General features: G+C 65.9%; 18 protein-coding genes and 1 rRNA gene. 9 read left to right on the top strand and 10 right to left on the bottom strand.

What is annotated here, in order from left to right; all coding sequences use genetic code 11:
• A 5S ribosomal RNA gene (gene rrf / locus JWQ81_RS33700) occupies positions 1 to 100 on the top strand; the annotation flags it as partial.
• Positions 101 to 405: 305 nt separating this feature from the next.
• On the opposite strand, the gene JWQ81_RS33695 is transcribed toward rrf, so the two are convergent.
• Together JWQ81_RS33695 and JWQ81_RS33690 are read right to left on the bottom strand one after the other, a co-directional pair.
• Positions 406 to 1305 (bottom strand): ketopantoate reductase family protein, encoded by a 900-nt coding sequence (locus tag JWQ81_RS33695; protein WP_297547833.1) that lies wholly within the window; start codon positions 1303 to 1305, stop codon positions 406 to 408.
• A 14-nt stretch (positions 1306 to 1319) separates the two neighbouring features.
• Positions 1320 to 1814 carry a helix-turn-helix domain-containing protein gene (locus tag JWQ81_RS33690; RefSeq protein ID WP_297547832.1) on the bottom strand — a complete coding sequence of 165 codons (495 nt, stop codon included), beginning with the start codon at positions 1812 to 1814 and terminating at the stop codon, positions 1320 to 1322.
• Positions 1815 to 1994: 180 nt separating this feature from the next.
• Here JWQ81_RS33690 and JWQ81_RS33685 point away from each other — a divergent pair, with 180 nt between their 5' ends.
• Together JWQ81_RS33685 and JWQ81_RS33680 are read left to right on the top strand one after the other, a co-directional pair.
• A complete protein-coding gene (locus JWQ81_RS33685) occupies positions 1995 to 4424 on the top strand; it encodes a glycoside hydrolase N-terminal domain-containing protein (protein ID WP_297547831.1) in 2430 nt (809 codons plus the stop codon).
• Between the two features lie 48 nt (positions 4425 to 4472).
• Complete coding sequence (locus JWQ81_RS33680) at positions 4473 to 5249, top strand: isocitrate lyase/phosphoenolpyruvate mutase family protein (protein WP_297547830.1); 777 nt, start codon at positions 4473 to 4475, stop codon at positions 5247 to 5249.
• Positions 5250 to 5261: 12 nt separating this feature from the next.
• Here JWQ81_RS33680 and JWQ81_RS33675 read toward each other — a convergent pair whose 3' ends face one another.
• A complete protein-coding gene (locus JWQ81_RS33675; protein ID WP_297547829.1) occupies positions 5262 to 6026 on the bottom strand; it encodes an NAD(P)H-dependent oxidoreductase in 765 nt (254 codons plus the stop codon).
• A 70-nt stretch (positions 6027 to 6096) separates the two neighbouring features.
• Here JWQ81_RS33675 and JWQ81_RS33670 point away from each other — a divergent pair, with 70 nt between their 5' ends.
• Entirely contained in the window at positions 6097 to 7101 is a 1005-nt protein-coding gene (locus JWQ81_RS33670; RefSeq protein WP_297547828.1) for a helix-turn-helix domain-containing protein, read from the top strand.
• 108 nt (positions 7102 to 7209) lie between these two features.
• On the top strand, positions 7210 to 8070 hold the full coding sequence (locus JWQ81_RS33665; protein WP_297547827.1) for an NAD(+)/NADH kinase: 861 nt from the start codon (positions 7210 to 7212) through the stop codon (positions 8068 to 8070).
• Here the strand turns inward: JWQ81_RS33665 and ligD are convergent.
• On the bottom strand, positions 8067 to 8984 hold the full coding sequence (gene ligD, locus JWQ81_RS33660; protein ID WP_297547826.1) for a non-homologous end-joining DNA ligase: 918 nt from the start codon (positions 8982 to 8984) through the stop codon (positions 8067 to 8069). The genes JWQ81_RS33665 and ligD overlap by 4 nt on opposite strands.
• Before the next feature lie 198 nt (positions 8985 to 9182).
• Between ligD and JWQ81_RS33655 the strand changes: the two genes are divergently transcribed.
• Both JWQ81_RS33655 and JWQ81_RS33650 read left to right on the top strand, forming a co-directional pair.
• Entirely contained in the window at positions 9183 to 10094 is a 912-nt protein-coding gene (locus JWQ81_RS33655) for a Ku protein (RefSeq protein WP_297547825.1), read from the top strand.
• 167 nt (positions 10095 to 10261) lie between these two features.
• The gene (locus tag JWQ81_RS33650; RefSeq protein ID WP_297547840.1) at positions 10262 to 10480 is read left to right on the top strand and encodes a hypothetical protein; all 219 of its coding nucleotides are present in this window, start codon (positions 10262 to 10264) and stop codon (positions 10478 to 10480) included.
• Here the strand turns inward: JWQ81_RS33650 and JWQ81_RS33645 are convergent, their stop codons facing one another.
• From JWQ81_RS33645 to JWQ81_RS33635, 3 genes are all read right to left on the bottom strand, one after another.
• A complete protein-coding gene (locus JWQ81_RS33645) occupies positions 10481 to 11293 on the bottom strand; it encodes an alpha/beta hydrolase (RefSeq protein ID WP_297547824.1) in 813 nt (270 codons plus the stop codon).
• A gap of 37 nt (positions 11294 to 11330) precedes the next feature.
• Positions 11331 to 12071: an SRPBCC domain-containing protein gene (locus JWQ81_RS33640; RefSeq protein ID WP_297547823.1), complete on the bottom strand. Its 741-nt coding sequence runs from the start codon at positions 12069 to 12071 to the stop codon at positions 11331 to 11333.
• A gap of 186 nt (positions 12072 to 12257) precedes the next feature.
• Positions 12258 to 12788: an SRPBCC family protein gene (locus tag JWQ81_RS33635; RefSeq protein ID WP_297547822.1), complete on the bottom strand. Its 531-nt coding sequence runs from the start codon at positions 12786 to 12788 to the stop codon at positions 12258 to 12260.
• Positions 12789 to 12980: 192 nt separating this feature from the next.
• On the opposite strand from JWQ81_RS33635, the gene JWQ81_RS33630 reads away from it, so the two are divergent.
• Positions 12981 to 13412: an SRPBCC family protein gene (locus JWQ81_RS33630; RefSeq protein ID WP_297547821.1), complete on the top strand. Its 432-nt coding sequence runs from the start codon at positions 12981 to 12983 to the stop codon at positions 13410 to 13412.
• Entirely contained in the window at positions 13409 to 13891 is a 483-nt protein-coding gene (locus JWQ81_RS33625; RefSeq protein ID WP_297547820.1) for a MarR family transcriptional regulator, read from the top strand. Before JWQ81_RS33630 ends, JWQ81_RS33625 begins: the two co-directional genes overlap by 4 nt.
• 299 nt (positions 13892 to 14190) lie before the next feature.
• Here the strand turns inward: JWQ81_RS33625 and glgB are convergent, their stop codons facing one another.
• From glgB to treS, 3 genes are read right to left on the bottom strand one after another with little or no spacing between them, the layout of a single operon-like run.
• Positions 14191 to 16395: a 1,4-alpha-glucan branching protein GlgB gene (glgB, locus tag JWQ81_RS33620; RefSeq protein ID WP_297547839.1), complete on the bottom strand. Its 2205-nt coding sequence runs from the start codon at positions 16393 to 16395 to the stop codon at positions 14191 to 14193.
• 5 nt (positions 16396 to 16400) lie between these two features.
• Complete coding sequence (locus JWQ81_RS33615) at positions 16401 to 17783, bottom strand: aminoglycoside phosphotransferase (RefSeq protein WP_297547819.1); 1383 nt, start codon at positions 17781 to 17783, stop codon at positions 16401 to 16403.
• A 4-nt stretch (positions 17784 to 17787) separates the two neighbouring features.
• Positions 17788 to 19593: a maltose alpha-D-glucosyltransferase gene (gene treS, locus JWQ81_RS33610; RefSeq protein WP_297547818.1), complete on the bottom strand. Its 1806-nt coding sequence runs from the start codon at positions 19591 to 19593 to the stop codon at positions 17788 to 17790.
• Positions 19594 to 19618: the final 25 nt, after the last annotated feature.

Here is a 19618-nt window from a genome sequence, read left to right as displayed (position 1 = left end):
CAGGGAAACGCCCGGTCCCATTCCGAACCCGGAAGCTAAGCCTGGTAGCGCCGATGGTACTGCAGTCGAAGGGCTGTGGGAGAGTAGGACACCGCCGGACATATTTTCAGTGAAGGATGACGGTAGCTCCGGTCGAGAGCATTTATTGTTCTCCCGGGGCTACCGTCATTTCCACGTCTGCGCGCACACACGAGTTCGCCGTCCATACACGCGAGTGTGCAGTTCATGCGCGCGTGTGCGTGATCGGTGGACATCCGCGTGCGAACCGTGCGCACGGAACGTCGGGCGACGCGCAGGGAACGTCGGACAGCGTGCACAGAGGGTCGGACGACGAGCCGACCGGTTGCGACCGCCGGCCGGCTGGGTGTGTACGCGAGCCGACCCGCCGCGGCATAACCAAATGCTCTACGGTTGTCCGGCGCCGAGGATCTCGCTGACGACGGCCGTGGTCGTGGGGGCTTGGGTTGCGCCGAGCGCGCGGATGATCGGGCCAGCGATGGCGTCGAGCTCCAGCGGCCGGTTGGACAAAAAGTCCTTGAGCATCGATGACTGCATGGTGGCCGGCATCTGCGCCAAACGCGTTTGCGCCGCTTCGCCGTCGAGGTCTACTCCGACCTTCGCCGCGGCCGCGACTGCTTCGGCGACCAGAAGCGTCGGCCACTCGGGACGCTTCTCGCGTGCCAGGCCGGCGGGCAGACCTGTTCCGGTGGTCAGGAGGGCGAACGGGGCCAGCATGGCGAGCTTGAGCCAGAGCACGCGGTTCTCGTCGTCCTCCGACCTCACCGCGAACCCCGCGTCCGACAGGAGCCCGGCAAGTCCGGCAGAATTCGGCGCGACCACGATGTCCGAGAACGGCGAAAGCTGTTCGATCACCCCCGGCCGGTGCCGAGTGGCTTCGACCGCGATCGTCGCGGCGACGACGTCCGATCCCGGATAGACCGCTCGGAGCAACGGAAGATGATCGACGCCGTTGAGGAACGGGACGATGGTCGTCCCGTTCACCATAGCCGCGGGAACTCGCTGCAGCGCAGACAGAAGCTCGGTCGCCTTCACCGCGATAAGCAGAATGTCGACCGGTCCGCCGAGCCAGGCTCGCGCCTCCGGACGCGTGGTGATGACGTCACGTCCGGGCAGTTGCAGCGTCAAGCCGGACGCGGCGATGACCGCGGCCGTGCGCTCGGTCGCTACCACCGTGATGTGGTGTCCCTGCGCGCTCAGTCGCGCCGCCAGCAGGCCGCCGATCGCGCCGGGCCCCAGCACGCCGATCCGGCGGGGCCTGGTCGATGGTTCAGCGTTGTCGCTCATCCTGGATCTCGCTTTCATTCTGCGGGTCGGGGTTCGCGCGGCATGCGCGAGAGTTTGGCCTCGTGCGCGTCCGGCCCCGCGACGTAGACGAAGGTGTCGAGGTTGATCGGCTGACCACTGCGCTTGTCGATCAGTTCGGGGTCCGCGACTAGACCGGTCTCCCGGTTGACCAGCCGCACCGGTGCTGTCCTGGCCGGTCCGTGTTTCGCGCCCCAGGCGCGTAGCGACTCGATGGCCGGTTGCAGGTCACGACCGCGCTCGGTGAGCAGGTACTCGTAGCGCGGCGGCCGGTCCTGGTATTGGCGACGTTCGAGCAGGCCCGACTCGGTGAGCGCCTTCAGCCGGCGAGCTAGCGAGTTGGTGGAGATCCCGAGGCTTCGCTCGAACTCGTCAAAGCGCGTCAGCCCGTGCAGTGCATCCCGGAGGATCAGCAGGCTCCACCACTCGCCGACCTGTTCGAGGCACAGCGCGAGCGAGCAGGTCATGTCTTCGAAACTTTTCCGCTGCATCGGCACCTCCCTGTGCAGCCTACTTCCATCATGGAAGTCATGGCGAATCGAGAGGTGACACCTCAGACAGTCATCAGATCTATTGCCGACCAACGACCCTTGATTCCGGGGATTCGTTGACAATCCTCCAGGATAGATCCTATCTTTTGGGGGTTCTTGGCCAGCTGAAGGGACTCAACGATGACGGACTCTTCCCCCAGTCGGAACGAGGCGGACCGGCAGGGCCCCTCGCGCCGCGACTTCCTGAAGATCGGCGGCACCGTCGGGGCAGGGCTGGCGCTCGGCGGACTGAGGCCGTTCGTCGCCCAGGCCGAGCCACTCAGGCCGCCGGGGCAGGCCGAATCGCAACTGGTCGCCGACTCCGTGGCCACCGAACTCTGGTACCCGGCTCCGGCGGACGAAGCGAAGATCATCGAACAGGGACTGCCGATCGGGAACGGGCGGCTCGGTGGCCTGGTCGGTGGCGACCCGGCACACGACGTCCTTTATCTGACCGATGCGACGCTCTGGACCGGCGGCCTCAACGCGGAACTGCAGAGTGACGGCCAGTTCCCGTATGACACAGCTCATTTCGGTACGTTCAGCCTCCTGGCGAAGCTGGCGGTCTCCGTGACCGGGCATTCGACGTCGTCGATCGCCGGTTACCGGCGGCGGCTCGACCTCAGCAACGGGCTCGTCACCTCGGCCTACACCTACCAAGGCGTCACCTATCGGCGCGAAACCTACGCGAGTCACCCGGACGACGTCGTTGTCATCCGCCTGTCGCAGTCCGGTGGCGGAACCCACAGCGGTTCGGTGTCGCTGGCCGGTACGCACGGCGAGACGACCACAGCCGACGCCGCGACCAAGTCGGCTTCGTTCAGCGCGACCTTCGGCAACGGCCTGAAGTACGGCGCCGTCGTGACGGCTACGTCCGCCACCGGCAAGGTCTCGGTCAGTGGCACGGATGTGACGTTTACGCACTGCGACGAGGTGGTCATCGTCGTGAGTGGCGGGACGAACTACACCCCCGACGCCGACGTGGACTTCATGGATGCCGGCTGCGATCCGCTCGCGCTCGCGCGCGTCAAGGCTCGAGCGGCCGCCCGAGTCGGCGGCAAGGTCCTGCTGGTGACCCACGTCGTCGACTACCACTCGCTGTACAACGGTATGACCGTCGACCTCGGTACGTCCACGAAAGCGCAGAAATCCCTCGACACCTGGGCGCGCTTGACCGCGCGTGCCGCGGCAGGCTCTGCCCCCGACCCAGAGTTGGAGGTGAGCTATCTGCAGCTCGGTCGGTACCTGATGATCTCGGGTTCGCGCGACAGCCTCCCGCTCAACCTGCAAGGGCTGTGGCTGAGCAACAACACGCCGGACTGGATGGCGGACTACCACACCGACATCAACGTCCAGATGAACTACTGGCTCGCCGATCGCGCGGGACTTTCACGGTCTTTCGACGCCTTCGCCGACTACTGCCTTTCACAGGTTTCGTCGTGGACAACGCAGACGCAGCGACTGTTCAACGACCCGAAAAACGGATTCCGCAACACCTCGGGAAAGGTCGCGGGCTGGACGACGGCGTTTTCGTCCAATATCTATGGCGGACTCGGCTGGTGGTGGCATCCGGCGGGTAACGCCTGGCTCTGCAACTCACTGTGGGAGCACTACGAATACACCCAGGACCGCGAGTTCCTGCGCAAGATCTACCCGATCATCAAGGGCGCGTGCGAGTTCTGGGAAGCCCGGTTGATCACCACCACCGTCACCGATCCCGCGACGGGCACTTCGCGCACCGTGCTCATCGATGATCACGACTGGTCGCCCGAGCAAGGTCCGACCGACGAACGGGGAGTCACCTACGCCCAGGAAATCGTCTGGGACCTCTTTGAGCACTATCGGCTGGCGACCGCGACACTGGGCAAGGATTCCGAGTACGCCAGGACGATCACCGGTCTGCAGAGCAAGCTCTATCTGCCGGTCGTCAGCCCGAAAACGGGGTGGCTCGAAGAATGGATGTCGCCCGACAACCTCGGCGAGGTCGAACACCGGCACTTGTCACCGCTGATCGGATTCTTCCCCGGAGACAGGATCAAGAACGATTCCAGCCCGGCAGAGTTGCTGACCGGTGTGCGCAACCTCCTGACCGCTCGCGGAATGGAGAGCTTCGGCTGGGCGTGTGCGTGGCGGGCATTGTGCTGGGCGCGGCTTCACGACGCCGAGAAGGCATACCAGCTGGTCCTCACCGTTCTCAAACCGTCGGTGAACTTCAGCAACGGGGCGGCGGCGAACCTGTTCGACATGTACAGCTTCGGTGACCGCACGATCTTCCAGATCGATGCGAACTTCGGCACGCCGTCGGCGATGATCGAAATGCTCCTGTATTCGCGGCCCGGGGTCATCGAGCTATTGCCCGCACTGCCGGCCGCTTGGGCCGCGTCCGGCCGCATCGCCGGTATCGGCGCCCGCGGCGGGTTCACCGTGGACTTCGCCTGGAAGGCGGGCAAGGTCACCTCGGCGACAGTCTGGAGCACCGGCGGCACGTCGACGACGGTCCGGGTCGGGTCGTGGAGCAAGAAGGTCGTACTGGCGCCGGGCCGATCGGTCACCGTGGTCCCGGGGAAGTAGGCGTCCGACAGCTGACTTGGTTCGGTGGAGTTGTCGTAGGGTCGGGGCATGACGTCCTCAGCCGACAAGGCCTCGACCCTGCTCAAACTCCACGAAGCGCCGGAACTGCTGAAGGTGGTGAACGTCTGGGACGTGATCAGCGCCAAGGTGGTCGCCGAACTCGACGGGACCCGCGCGCTGGCCACGGCCAGTCACTCCATCGCGGCTTCCTACGGTTACGCCGACGGGGAGAACATCCCGGTCGACCTGATGATCGAGGCCGTCGGCCGCATCGCCGCCGCCACTGACCTCCCGGTGAGCGCGGATCTCGAAGCGGGCTACGGCGATCCGGGTGAAACGGTCAGGAAAGCGATCGACGTCGGCATCGTCGGCGCGAACCTCGAGGACCAGGCGAAACCACTCGGCGACGCCGTTGCCGCGGTCGAAGCGGTGGTGAAGGCCGGTGAATCGGCCGGCGTGCAGTTCGTGCTCAACGCGCGTACCGACGTCTTCGTCAAGGCCGGCGACCGCGCGCCCGAGGACGTGCTCGCCGACGCCATCGAACGAGGTAAAGCCTTCCTCGACGCCGGCGCCCCGGTGGTGTTCGTGCCAGGCAAGTTCGACGAGCGGACCGTCGCCGCGCTCGTCGAGGCGCTCGGGCCGCAGAAGCTGACCTTGATCAGCCTGCCGGGATCACTCCCGCTCGAGACCCTGGAACGACTGGGCGTCGCCCGGGTGTCCTTCGGCCCGTGGAGCCAGCGCGTCGCCTTGACCGCCCTCAGCAACTTTGCGGCCGACGTCATCGCCGGCGGCGGCATCCCGGACGGGACGCGCCCGCTGAACTGACTCCGGTCGACCTCAGCCTGTGCGGTGCACCCCGTTTCCCGTTCTGCCCGGGGCGATTTCCGGGCGCAGCACCAGGTCCTTGTCGTAGTCCCCGCTGTTCTGGCGTCGGAACGGCAACGGTGTCGTCGTCGGCAACGTGCGTAGCCGCTCTCGCAACTCCTTCGCTGCTTGCTCGAACTGCTCGGCGGAGAACCGGTCCGCTGCCGGCACCAGCAGTGGGGGCACGACGTCCATTCCCGTGTACCACAGGGTTCCGTGCTGCAAGGGGAACAACAGGTCGTTGATCTCGCCGTTGATTCCGCGCGGCGCGAAGGTCGCTTCGCGGGCTCCGGCGCTCACCACGACCATCGCCCGCTTCCCGGAGAGTCCTCCTTCGCCGTACCGCAAGGTTCGACCGTTTTCGACGACGTCGTAGGCGAAGCCTCTGACGAAAACCCGGTCGAACCAGCCTTTGAGGATCGCCGGCATGCCGTACCACCAGAGCGGGAACTGGAGGATCACGGTCTCTGCCCAGCGGAGCTTGTCCCGCTCGGCGCGGATGTCGTCACTCAGCTTCCCTGACATGTACGCCCGCTTCGACGCCGAGCCGACTCGGAACGGTTCAGCGCTGTCGTGGTCGAAGTCGTCCGCGTCGACTGCTGCCTTCCATTCCATCGCGTACAGGTCGGACTGCCGATACTCGTGCCCGAGTGCACTCAGTTCCCGGATTCCTTCGTCTCTCAAGTGCGCGTTCAACGAGCGTTGGTCGGGGTGGGCGAACAGCCAGAGGATCTTCATAACTCCACTGTCGTTCGATCCGAGGACGTCGGCGAGTGGCCTGAAAGCCAACATGTGAAAGAATCGGGCCATGACCGCTTTCCCGTCGCCCGGCCGGCATCAGGTTGCCGTCCTCGTTCGCGACGGAGTGCTTCCGATGGAGTTGGGCATCGTGCACCGCCTGTTCGGACAGGCTGTTTCAGCCGGGGGCGACAAGCTGTACGAGGTCGTGACCTGCACGCTCTCACCCGGCGAGATCCGGACCGATGCCGACTTCGGCGTCACCGTTTCGACCGGCGTGGACGCGTTGAGCGAGGCCGACACCGTGGTCATCCCGGCTTCGACGGAGGACTACGAGTCGACCGATGCGCAACTGTCGGGCCCACTCACCGAAGCCCTCGCTCGTATTCGCCCCGGCACGCGCCTGGCGTCGATCTGCACCGGGTCGTTCGTGCTCGCCGCGGCAGGGCTGCTCGACGGGCGTCCGGCCACGACCCATTGGAAGTCAGCCGAGCAGTTCCAGGCGCTCTTTCCGCTGGTCGAGCTCGATCCGGATGTCCTCTACACCGACGACGGCGACATCCTGACCGCAGCCGGCGTCGCCTCCGGGATCGACCTCTGTCTCCACATGATCCGGTGTGACCACGGTTCTTCCGTGGCCAACGCCGTCGCGCGCACCACGATGGTCCCGCCTCACCGCGACGGCGGTCAGGCTCAGTTCATCCAGCGACCGGTACCCGACGCTCGGCAGCTGTCGACCGCCGCCGTCCGGGCTTGGGCCCTCGAGCATCTCGACCGGCCTCTCACCCTGTGCGACCTGGCAGCTCGCGAGTCGATGAGCAAGCGGACCTTCACCCGGCGTTTCCGCGACGAAGTCGGCGTCTCGCCTGGGCAGTGGCTGGCCCAGCAGCGGGTCGAACGCGCCCGTGAGCTGCTGGAGAAGACCGACCTCGCAGTCGACCGCATCGCGGAGGACGCTGGGTTCGGCACCGCGGCGTCGCTGCGCCAGCATCTGCAAACCTCGCTCGGTGTGTCGCCGAGCGCCTACCGCCGGACCTTCCGTGGTCCCGCGGCGTCGCCGAGTCCGGCGAACTAGTGACTGGAGCACGTTTTGCGTGATCTCTTCACCCCCTGCCTGCCCCTCGATCGTGGTGCACCGGGCATGCTCATGGGCGAGGACACCGGCGAAAGGGAGAGATCGTTCATGGGATCAATGCGCGCACTCGGCCTGGTCCTGCACCCGCGCCGGGACTGCGCGCCGGTGATCGCGACGATCGTCGACTGGGCACGCTCGCGAGATATCGACGTGCTCGGACTCCCGGAGGAGCCCGGTCGCGCGTCGGACCGGGTCTCCATGCTGGAGTCGGGACCCCTCGCGGCCCATGCGGATGTCCTGGTCAGTCTGGGCGGTGACGGCACGATGCTGCGGGCGATGCGGCTCAGCGCCGACAGGCGTATCCCGGTGCTCGGGGTGAACCTCGGCAGGCTGGGTTTCCTGGCCGAGGTCGATGTCCCCGAACTGGCCGAGGCACTGTGTTCGATCGAGCGCGACGAGTTCACCGTCGAAGACCGGTCGGGTCTCCGCGCGACGACCGGCGACACTGATGTGCGGGCGTTCAACGACATCGCGCTGGTCCGCGTCCCCGGGCACGGGATGACCGACGTCCAGTTGCACGTCGAGGGCAATCCGTTCGTCCGGTATTCCGCCGACGCACTCGTGGTCGCGACTCCGACCGGGTCGACTGCCTACAGCTTCTCGGCGGGTGGACCGATCGTCTCGCCCCGCGCGGAGGGGCTCCTCGTGACCCCGGCAGCGCCGCATTCGGCGTTCAATCGGGCGTTGTTCCTGTCCAGTGGTGAGAAGCTCGCTCTCGAGGTGCTGCCCAGCAGCGGGGAGCTCGCCGTGGAGGCGGACGGACTGCTGATCGGCCATGTCGTGCCTGGCGCGATCATCGAGATCTCGGTGCTCCCGGCCGCGGCCAGGGTGATCCGCTTCGGCCGGACCACGTTTTACCAGCGCACACAGCGTAAGTTCCGGCTCACCGGGTCCGCTGAGATCGACTAGTGGTTCGGCAGCGCCGCGACGTGGTCGGGCAGCTCGGCCAGCAAGTCACCGTCGCGCTCGAGACGTTCGAGGACGTCGTCACTGGTGAACGTCAGGTCTGACGTCGTCGTGCAGGCCTCGACTTCGGCCCAGGTGACGGGCGTTGACACCGTCGGCTGGGCGCGTCCGCGCAGCGAGTACGGCGCGATAGTGGTCTTCGCCGGGTTGTTCTGGCTCCAGTCGACGAAGACCTTGCCGGGGCGCAGCGACTTGACCATTTTGGCCACCACGAGGTCGGCTCGCCGCTCGGTCAGGCGCTCCGCGAGCGTTTTCGCGTACTCGGAGGTGGCTTCCGGGCGGCGGGTGCGGACCGCGCAATAGAGCTGCATGCCCTTGGAACCGCTGGTCTTGGCATATGCGGTCAGTCCGTCTTCGGCGAGCGCGTCCCGGAGGAGCACGGCGACTTCGGCGCACTCCACCACCGTCGCCGGCTCGCCCGGATCGAGGTCGAAGACCAGCAGGTCGGGGTCGCGCCGCGCGCCGCGTGGACCGACTGTCCACTGCGGAACGTGGAGTTCGAGCGCGGCGAGGTTCGCCGCCCAGATGAGTGTCGGCAGGTCGGTGATCACGGGATGGTGGTTGATCTCGGTGCCGCTGCCGCGCGAATGCGTTTCGAGCCGGGCGGTCCGCACCCATTCGGGTGCGTGGCGGGACACGTCCTTCTCGTAGAACCCCTGGTGATCGACCCCGTCGGGGTAGCGCAGGAAAGTTGTCGGGCGATCAGCCAGCCGGGGAAGCAGTACCGGTGCGACCTGGCGGTAGTAGTCGATCACGTCGCGTTTGGTGAACTCCGCCTCGGGATAGAGCACCTTGTCCAGGTTGGACAGCGACAGGCGCCGACCGTCTACTTCCACCTCGATTCGGCGGCCGGCCATCGGTGTCTCCTCGTGTCGCGGCGCTTGGCCACCAGTGTCGCGGACCTGGTCGGAACACGCCATGCAAGCGGCCGGAACGGCCCGTCGGTGCTGGTCACAGGCGCTGGTTCGGGTTTCGCGGAGTGTCGTTTCCCGGCTCGACAGCGTAACGTCTAAAAGCGTCGTGAGTTCGTTTTGCGATGGCGGAGGTGCGATTCGATGCGAGCGATGTGGAAGGGCTCGGTTTCGTTCGGGCTCGTGACGATCCCGATCAACTTGTACGCGGCCACGGAGAACAAGAACGTTTCGCTGCGCCAGGTGCATGAAACCGACGGTGGACGCGTCCAGTACAAGCGGTTCTGCAGTATCGACGGCGAGGAGGTGCCCTACGCCGAGATCGCCAAGGGTTACGAGCTCAGCGACGGCCAAATGGTGGTCATCACTGACGCTGACCTGGCGGAACTGCCGCTTTCGAGCTCAAAGACGATCGACGTGCTCGAGTTCGTCCCGCTGGAATCGATCGACCCGATCCACTTCGACAAGACCTACTACCTCGAGCCGCAGAAGGCCGCGATAAAGCCGTATGTGCTGCTGCGCGACGCGCTGCACAAGTCGAGCCACGTCGCGATAGCCAAGGTCGCCATCCGGCAGCGCGAGGCGCTTGCCGTGCTGCGAGTGCTGTCGGACGTGTTGGTGATGACGACCGTCCTGTGGCCGGACGAAGTCCGCACACCGGACTTCGCTTTCCTGCGCGAGGACGCTCCGTCGGTGCGGCCGCAGGAGATGACGATGGCGACCTCGCTGATCGATTCCCTGTCTGAGCCGGTGTTCGAACCTGACAAGTACCAGGACGACTACCGCGAAGCCCTGGACTCGCTCATCCAGGCGAAGATCGACGGCAAGGACACCACCGCGCCGAGCAAACCGGGGGAGAAGGCCGAGGTCGTCGACCTGATGTCGGCCCTGCAGGCGAGTGTCACCGCTGCGAAGAAGACCCGCTCGACCGGTCTCGTGAAGAAGACTCCCGCCGGTCGGCCCCGCAAAGCGGAGCCCGATCCAGAGCAGGAGAAGCCGGTCGCGAAGAAGCCCGCCGCGGCGACGAGAGCCCGCAGGACACCGAAAAGCGCCTGACCTGACCCGTCCGGATGGTGCTGGGGACTGCCCGCGGCGACACGCCGCGCATGTGCCAAACTCTGTCGTCCCGCAGTGGTATTAAGGGCTCAGCGATGAACTGGCTGCCCGTGCTCAGACCGGCGGACGGATGCGGTTCACCAGCGCGAGCGGAAGGCGGCGGGATGATGGATTGTGCGGCCTGCACCAGCGGGATCGACCACTGCCACGGCACCTTGGTGGTTCACCCCGACGGTGGGTACTCCGAGTGCACGGACGTCGAGTGCAGTGGCCTTGACCGGGTGCGTCACGCGTTGATCATCGACTGCCAGACCGTCCAGGGCGGCTGTGGTTGTGTCGACACCGACGCCGACGAGTCGTCGGACGGACTGCTGCGAGCGTCCTGATCAGCCGTGGTCGGTGAAGAACCTGGTCAGAACCGGTGCCAGTGCCGGTGGCTTCACGAGGTGCGTCTGTCCTGGCAAGGTCTCGTAGCGGGCCTGAGGCAGTACGTCGGCGAGTGACTTCGTGCCATTTCGCATCCATTTCGGGCTCTTGCCTCCGTCGATCACGAGCGTGGGTGCGGTCGCGGACGACCACTGGGCGGCCGGCAGCGGCGTGCCGTGCTGGTAGGCGTCCACCAGCCTCACGTCGTAAGGCAACGTGTGCGCCACCCCTTTCAACTTCGGCCACGCCGGCATGAGCCGCATCATCGCGACGACGAGGGCGGGCAGTCCGACGCCCTTGCGCATGAAGTGCTTGACCGAGTCACCCCGTCGGTCCGTGGCGACCAGCCGCTCCAGCTGCAGTAGGTAGTCCGGCGACAACGCTGCCCGTGTGTTGTCGACGATGAATGGTGCCTCGTACAACGCGAGCTTCTTCACGGGCAGCCCGCGGTTCGTTGCTTCCAGCGCAAGCGCGGCGCCCGAGGAGATGCCATACAAGTACGCGGATCCACCGGCCTCGGCGAACAGCGCTTGGAGGTCTTCGACTTCCCGCTCGGCCGAGTACGCCCCGGCGGCGCTGTTGTCACCGCTTTCGCCGCGCCCCCGCCGGTCGTAGGTGAAGACCGTGAAGTGCTCGGCGAGCAACGCCGCCAGCGGACCGTTCGGCCCGGACGCTCGGTAGCAGAGCGCGCCGTCGACCAGGATGAGAGCCGGTCCTTCGCCGATTCGGTCGAACGCGATGGCGGTGCCGTCCTGGGATGTAACCGTGTTCATGGGTCTCTCCATTCTCGACGTCTTGTCTCTCGTCGGGTCAGCCGAGCAGGTCAAGCCAGGTACGCCAAGCGGCTTCCGTCGACGACCTGTCGATCTCGGCGAACACGTGGTGGACGGCGACCATTGAGCCGCCGAGGCCCTGCATGAACCCGTACAGCGTGTCGCCGGTCCGCACCCCCAGGCACTGGGGACTGACCGAATACACCACACCTTCGATCGGCGGGAGTCCATCCGGAACGAACCGGACGGTGTCGCCCGGACTGATGGAGCCGGATAGTCCGAGCCGGTCGGCGAGTGCCGCCCAGGTCTTCTCCCAGTCGGCAACCGGCGGACCGAAAACGGTCACCGGGGAGGCCGTGCGACCAGCGAACCAGGCGAGGTATTCCCTCAGCGCCCGGAAGAAGAACGCGAGGCCGTAGTTCATCGCCTCGTACTCGGCTTCCCAGTCGTCGCCGGGGAGGAAACCGCTGGTCACCATGCGAAGTACCGTGCTGCCGCTGTCCTGTCCCTCGATGAGGAACTCGTAGGCGACGAACCGACCGTCCGGGGCCACGCCGCTGGTGTACGCGAGTCGTTTCAGCGGATCCCATTCGGTCACCGCGGATTCCGGGTTGTAGTCGCCGAACGCGGTCCGGACCGCGCCGCCTATCCCGGGGTCGACCTCGTTCCGGCCCATGAACCAGGAGTCGATTCCCGGTCCGGTGGCGATGGCTGCCCACACTTGTTCCGGGGTCGTGTCGACCTCAGCTTCGGCGGGGGTCCGGAATTCATGGCCCATCTCAGTGTTCCTCCTGGGGAGACCGGCGGTCGCGGCCGGCGCGCTCGGGTGCGAGGCGACTCAGCTCATCCCGCGGACTTCGCGGCAAGCGCGATCGCCGTCACCTTGACCATGCGACCAGAATCCCACCGACAACTAAAACTGTCAAGACTTCTTTCGCTGTCGGATGACCAGGTGTCGAGACTGTCAGTCTTTCGTCGCGGAAGGCGCCTCCGGAATGAAAGCCCCAGATGGCATGCCCGAAGCGAGGTATTCGTCGTACAGCGTGCGCCATGGTTCGGCGGTGTCGCTGTGGGGGCCGTCGGCGAGCTTGCCGTCCAAGTGTTTGGCGAACTCACCGAGGCAGACGCTCCAGCCCGCGGCGTTGCGTGCCGCTGCGTCGCGGGCTTCCAGGACATCGGTCAACGTGAGTCGGCACCTCCCAGGGTCGACTTCCTCGAGTTCGAAGTGAAGCTCGTCTCCGCCCCAAGTAAAGGCCAGATGCCGTGGCGGGTCGAACGAGATGACTCGACCCGTCATCGGCTCGGTGTGGGGGTCGTCCGAGAACGAGATGAGCCCGTCGACTCGCGGTTCGAGCTCGACTTTGGACGGGAACCAGTGCGCGAGCTCCGCCGGGTCGACGACCGCGGCCCAGACTCGCTCGATCGGGTGGTTGTAGGTGTGCTGGAAGCGGACGGACGGCCGTCCCTGGTGGTCAACGAACGTTCCGCGGTCCATCGGCTCTCCTTGTGGTAGTCGGCTTGCGGTGATCACCTCGCAATATGCCATAGACAGCATATGCCCTACAAGGCACTGACGAGATCAGCCCATCTTCGGTCGAGGGCTTTCGCGCATCGCCGGCTGGATCGTTCCTTGATAGTTGTCGCGACTACCGATAATGTAGTCGCAACAACTATCAAGGAGTCGGCGATGCACCTGATCTCGGCAGAAAAGACCATCAGGGGAGACCTGTCGGCGATCTGGGCTGTCGCCGTCGATGTGAACCGTTGGGCGAGCTGGGATCCGCATGAGGAGGAGGCACGGCTCGACGGAGCATTCGCCCCCGGCGGCACCGGCTGGTCGAAGCCTCACGGCGGACCGGCGACGACGTGGACGATCACCGACGTCACCGAGCGGAGCATTTGGGCGTCGGAATGTGCCCTGCCCGGAGGGAAACTCGCTGGTGAGAACGTCTTCGAAGCGTTAGGGGACGGGCGGGTCCGGTGTGTGAAAACGGTGCGCGTCACCGGTCCTCTGGTGCCGCTGTTTCGCTTCTACTTCGGTCGCCGCATCCGCCGGGACATGCTCAAGACCTTCACGGCGCTCGAGATCGCTGCCGCGCGGTACGCGGCAGCGTCATGACGGATCGGGAATCCGGCCCCCTGCTGTCGGCCGGGTTCTGGTTGCATCACGCGGCGTTGACCTGGCGGGCAGAACTCGACAACCGCTTGCGGCCGCTGGGACTGACCCCGACGCAGTTCCTGCTCCTGGCGTCGGTCGGGTGGCTGGAGCACCTCGATGGTCCGCCGACCCAGCAGGAGGTCGCTCGCCAGGCGGGTGCGGACCGGATGATGACCTCCAAGGTCGTGCGCACGCTCGAGGAACGGGGATTGGTGGATCGGCGTGCGCACGAATCCGATGCTCGTGCACTGCGATTGGCCTTGACCTCCGCCGGGCGAGTGTTGACCAGGCAGGCGACTGCGGTCGCACGTGAGGTGGACACCCGATTTTTCGGCGAAGAGTCCGAAGACCTCCGTGCCGCTTTGCGGAGCGTCGCGCTTCTGCGCAAGAACGCGCTCTCATCGGTGGCTTCGGTGGACGATGGTGCGTTGGGTCGCTGAGGCCGTGCGACCATCGATTGGCTGGTGGTCGCGCCACCGCCGGCCGTTCTCGGCGACACAACCGAACGGTCTGGCCGGTATCGGATCGGCGGACGCCAGGTTCTGCCCGACGGTGGGCGTCCGTTCTCATATGCCGACCTCGCCGCCGCAGTGCTCGACGAGGTCGACGTACCTCGACACCATCGCGAACTGGTCGCTGTGGCAGTGTGATGCGCTGAGCGGACCTTCGGCTTTGGCTACAGACTTCCTTGAGCGTGCTAGCTCGGTGACGTTTTCGACGTCACCGAGCTAGCGACGTCTCACGCCTCTACGTCCGCGTCCGCTTCCGGGGCTAGCCACAGCACGCCGCTCGGTGGCAGCTGCAGGATCGCTGACGCGGGCTGGCCGTGCCAAGGCTTGGCTTCGACTTCGACCATGCCGAGATTGCCAACACCGGAACCGCCGTATGCCACGGCGTCGGTGTTGACCACCTCGCGCCATCGGCCGGCTGACGGCAGGCCCACCCGATAGTCGTGGTGTGGAGACCCGGAGAAGTTCGCCACGCACGCGACCTGCGAGCCGTCCTCACCGATGCGCAGGAAACTCAGCACGTTGCCACCGGAGTCGTTCGCGTCGATCCACCGGAAACCCTCCGGCTTGCTGTCCGCGCTGAACAACGCCGGCGAAGATCGGTACACGCTGTTGAGATCGCCGAGCAGGCTTCGCACGCCCTGATGCAACGGCTGGTCGAGCAACGCCCAGTCCAGCGAACGAGACTCTGACCACTCCCGCTCCTGGCCGAACTCGCCGCCCATGAACAACAGCTGCTTGCCTGGGTGGGCCCACATGAACGCCAGCAGCGCGCGCAACCCGGCCGCCTTGTTCCAGTCGTCGCCCGGCATCCGTTGCCACAGCGAGCCTTTGCCGTGTACGACCTCGTCATGCGAAAGCGGCAGCACGAAGTTCTCGCTCCACGCGTATACGAGCGAGAACGTCATCTCGTTGTGGTGGAAGGATCGGTGCACCGCTTCACGGCCAAGGTAGTGCAGCGTGTCGTGCATCCAGCCCATGTTCCACTTGAAGCCGAAGCCGAGGCCGCCCAAATGCGTGGGCCGGGTGACGCCGGGCCACGCCGTCGATTCCTCGGCGACCATCAGTACCCCGGGATGCCGCTTGTAAACAGTCGCGTTCAGCTCCTGCAGGAACTTCACCGCGTCCAGGTTCTCGCGGCCGCCGTATTGGTTCGGCAGCCACTCGCCTTCCTTTCGCGAGTAGTCGAGATACAGCATCGACGCGACGGCGTCCACGCGAAGGCCGTCGAGGTGGAATTCCTCGATCCAGAACAGCGCGTTGGCGACGAGGAAGTTCCGGACCTCGTTGCGGCCGAAGTCGAATACGAGCGTGCCCCAGTCCGGCTGCTCGCCGCGGCGGGGGTCGGCGTGTTCGTACAGCGGGGTCCCGTCGAACCGCGCGAGCGCCCAGCTGTCGCGGGGGAAATGCGCGGGCACCCAGTCCACCAGCACCCCGATACCGCGCTGGTGCAACAGATCGACGAAGTATCGGAAGTCGTCCGGGGTGCCGAATCGGGACGTCGGTGCGTAGTAGGAGGTGACCTGGTATCCCCATGAGCCGCCGAACGGGTGCTCGGACACCGGAAGCAGCTCCACGTGCGTGAAGCCGGTCTCGATGACGTAGTCAGCGAGTTGCTCGGCCATCTCCCGGTAGTCCAGGCCTTGCCGCCACGACGCCAAGTGGACTTCGTAGACGCTGACGGGTGCGTTCGTCCAGTTCGTGGCTTCGCGCTTGGCTTCCCACTCCGCGTCGCCCCACGTGTACTCCGACGTCGTCACGACTGACGCGGTGGCAGGCGGCTTCTCGGTGGCGAACGCCATCGGGTCGGCCTTTTCGTGCCAGCTGCCATCGGCGCCGAGAATGCGGAACTTGTAGTGTGCGCCGGTCGCGACGCCCGGGATGAAAATCTCCCAGATGCCCGAGGAACCCAAGGAGCGCATCGGGTTTGCGCGGCCATCCCAGCCGTCGAAGTCGCCGATCACGCGGACACCGCGAGCGGTCGGCGCCCACACCGCGAACGACACGCCCTCGACAGTGCCGCTTGGGGTGTCGTAGCTGCGGACATGCGCGCCGAGGACGTCCCACAGCCGCTCGTGGCGTCCCTCACCGATCAGGTGCCGGTCCAGCTCGCCGACCGTGGGTAGCCACCGGTATGCGTCGTCCAGGGTGACCGGATGCCCGGAGTAGTCGATCTCCAGCCGGTAGTCGCCGGGGTGCTCGGGCAGCACGCCGGCGAACAAGCCGTCGACCACCCTGTCCAGCGGGAATCGGCGATCGCCGGCCACGACGTCCACCGACGTCGCGCCGGGGCGCAGCGCCCGCGCGACGATTCCGTTCTTGACCCGGTGTACACCGAGCACGGAGTGCGGATCGTGGTGTGATCCGGCCAGCAGCCGGTCCACGTCCTCCGGCGACGGCGCCGCCTCGGGGAGTTCGGCTGGGATCGCGTTCACGTCCTTCACTCGCTTCCTTCGGTTATCCGGGCGATCGACGACAGGGGGATGGTCAGCCACTCGGGCCGGTTCGCGTGCTCGTAGGAAACCTCGTAGACCGCCTTGTCCAGCTCGAACGCGCGAAGCAGCTCGGCATGATCGCGTGGGTCGCCGATCGATTCGGCTGCGGCCTCGGCGTATCCCTCACAGAACGCCGCACGGTTGCGTCGGGCCCACTCGAGCGCCCGCTCGGTCAGTGTCGGGTCTTCTGGCTGGCCGACGAGCATTTGGTACGCCGCGTAGTCGAATGACCGCAGCATTCCGGCGACGTCTCGTAGGGGGGAGCGCAGCGCCGTCCGTTCCGCGACCGGCGCGGCGGGCTCACCTTCGAAATCGATGAGCAACCATCCGTTGACCGTCCTGAGTACCTGGCCGAGGTGCAGGTCTCCGTGCACGTACTGCATGAACATGCCGTCACCGGCTTCGCGCAGTTTCTCGAAGGCCGCGCGCAGCGCCGGAACATGCTCGGCCAGTTCCGCCACACTCTCGACGACGGTATCCAGGCGATCGAGCATCGCCTTGGCTGTCCGCTCGAACTCCGCGGAGTCGGCTGGTTGCTGCCCCAGCGCGCGCTGAAGGTCGGCGTGCACCGTGGCGACGGCATGCCCCAGCCGGTGCGACTCACCTGCGAAATCGCCGCCGACCTCGTCGGGATGCTGGTCAGGGTCCGCCAAGAGGTCCCGGACGCTGGTCGTGGCCATCGCCCAGCCGTCGACCGCGTCGGGCAGGAACTGCTGGAGCAAGCCGATGGTCGTCGGTTCGCCGTCGAGTTCGCCGATGATCGACCCGAGTGGCTCCGCGATGTGTTCACACCCGACCTCCCGGAGCGCGCGGTGCAGAAGTAGATCCGGGTTCGCGCCGGTGGTGAGCTTGCGGAACAGCTTCAAGATGTACTGATTGCCGTAGACCAGGGAGGTGTTGCTCTGTTCGGAGGTGATCGGCCTGGCTCGCAGGTCCTGGGGCAGTTCGATGCCGGGTTCGGCGGAGAACCGCAGCGATCCGACCTGGTGGCCTGTTCTGATGAAGTCCAGCAGACACGCAGTGAGATCCCCGTCGCCACTCGCCTCGTAGCAGGGCAAGCCCGCCTCGGCGCCGATCCAGCTGGAGCCCAGGTGCTCGGGCAGCTGGGCCCGGCTGCCGATGAGCAGTTGGTACGGCTCGTGGCGGTCGTCCTGCACCACGTCCACGACCACGTGCAGCAACAACGGGTCACCGCCGAGCAGCACCGTGGTGTTCAGCGCGTTCACCGCGGTGATCGGTCGGTCCTTGCCGGCGAACCACCGCTGGGCCGGGAGCCACTCGGCCAGATGCGTGACAAGCCGGCTGACTAGTTCGTGGGGTTCGGTCACGTGGTTACCTCGTGTCGCCTTCGTTGTCCTCGACCAGCTGGAACCAGTAGAAACCGTGGCCCGGCAGGGTCAGCAGGTACGACAGCTCACCGATGTCGGGAAAGCGCACGCCGCCGGTGAGCTCCACCGGCGTGCTCCCGCGATGCTCCGACAGGTCCAGTTCGACCGGCTGCGGGAACCGGGAAAGGTTGTTGACGCACAGTACGACATCAAGTTTGCCGTCTGGCCTGATCCAGCGCCGTTTGTAGGCCAGCACGCTGGGGTTGGAACCGCCCAGCTCGATGAACTCGCCCTCGGCGAAGGCGTGGTGCTGCTTGCGGACCTCGATCATGCGGCGGGTCCAGTTCAGCAGCGACGAGGCGTTGTTGGTCTGCGCTTCGACGTTGATCGCCTGGTAGCCGTAGGTGGCGTCCATAGTCACGGGCAGGTAGATGCGGCCGGGGTCGCAACTGGAGAACCCCGCGTTGCGATCGGGAGTCCACTGCATCGGCGTCCGGACCGCGTCGCGGTCTCCGAGCCAGATGTTGTCTCCCATGCCGATCTCGTCACCGTAGTACAGAACGGGTGAACCGGGCAGGCTGAGCAGCATGGCGGTGAACAGTTCCTGCTGGTTGCGATCGTTGTCCAGCAGCGGCGCGAGTCGTCGGCGGATGCCGATGTTGGCCTTCATCCGCGGGTCCTTGGCATATTCCGCGTACATGTAGTCGCGTTCTTCGTCGCTGACCATTTCGAGGGTGAGCTCGTCGTGGTTACGCAGGAAGATGCCCCATTGCGTGCCGTCGGGAATCTTGGGCGTCTGCGCGAGGATCTCGGAGATCGGGAACCGGGACTCGCGTCGGACGGCCATGAAGATGCGGGGCATGAGCGGGAAGTGGAACGCCATGTGGCACTCGTCGCCGCCTACGGCCGGGTCGCCGAAGTACTCGACGACGTCTGACGGCCATTGGTTGGCTTCGGCGAGCAAGATCCGGCCCGGGTACTCCTCGTCGACGACCTTGCGGCAGCGTTTGAGAAATTCGTGGGTCCGGGGCAGGTTCTCGCAGTTGGTGCCTTCCTGTTCGAACAGGTAAGGCACGGCGTCGAGCCTGAAGCCGTCGATACCCAGGTCCAGCCAGAACCGCAGAGTATCGATCATCGCTTCCTGGACATCCGGGTTCTCGAAGTTCAGGTCGGGTTGGTGCGCGAAGAACCGGTGCCAGTAGAACTGCCCTCGTACCGGGTCGTAGGTCCAGTTCGAAGTTTCGGTGTCGACGAAGATGATCCGAGCATCGGAGTAGCGGGAGTCGTCATCGCTCCACACGTAGTAGTTGCCGTAGGGGCCGTCGGGTTCCATCCGCGACTGCTGGAACCAGGGATGGGCATCGGAGGTGTGGTTCAGTACGAGGTCGGTAATGACCCGGATACCGCGCTTGTGGGCTTCGTTGAGCAGCAAGACGAAGTCGTCGACGCTGCCGAACTCGGGGAGGACCGCACGGAAGTCACTGATGTCGTAGCCGCCGTCCCGCAAAGGCGAGGCGTAGAACGGCGGAAGCCACAGGCAGTCGATACCGAGCCAGGCGAGGTAGTCGAGCTTGCTGGCCAGACCTCGCAGATCGCCGGTGCCATCGCCGTTGGAATCGCGGAAGGCACGAACCAGAACCTCGTAGAAGACCGCGCCTTTGAACCAGTCGGGGTCCTTGGGTGCCTGTTCCGCGGAAAGGAAGTCTTCAGCCTGGGGTTCGACCAGCATGCCGTCGGGCGTCATCGTCTCACCGGTGTGCGGCACACCGTCCAGGCCGAGCGCCGCGTCGGGTCGGGGGTTGTCGTCCATGGGTTCCACCTCGTCCCACCTCATC

Origin of the sequence: Amycolatopsis sp. (assembly GCF_025464955.1) — a bacterium.
Classification (GTDB): Bacteria; Actinomycetota; Actinomycetes; order Mycobacteriales; family Pseudonocardiaceae; genus Amycolatopsis.
The sequence above is the reverse complement of the archived record's forward strand: the minus strand, read 5'-3'. Positions and strand labels throughout refer to the sequence as shown.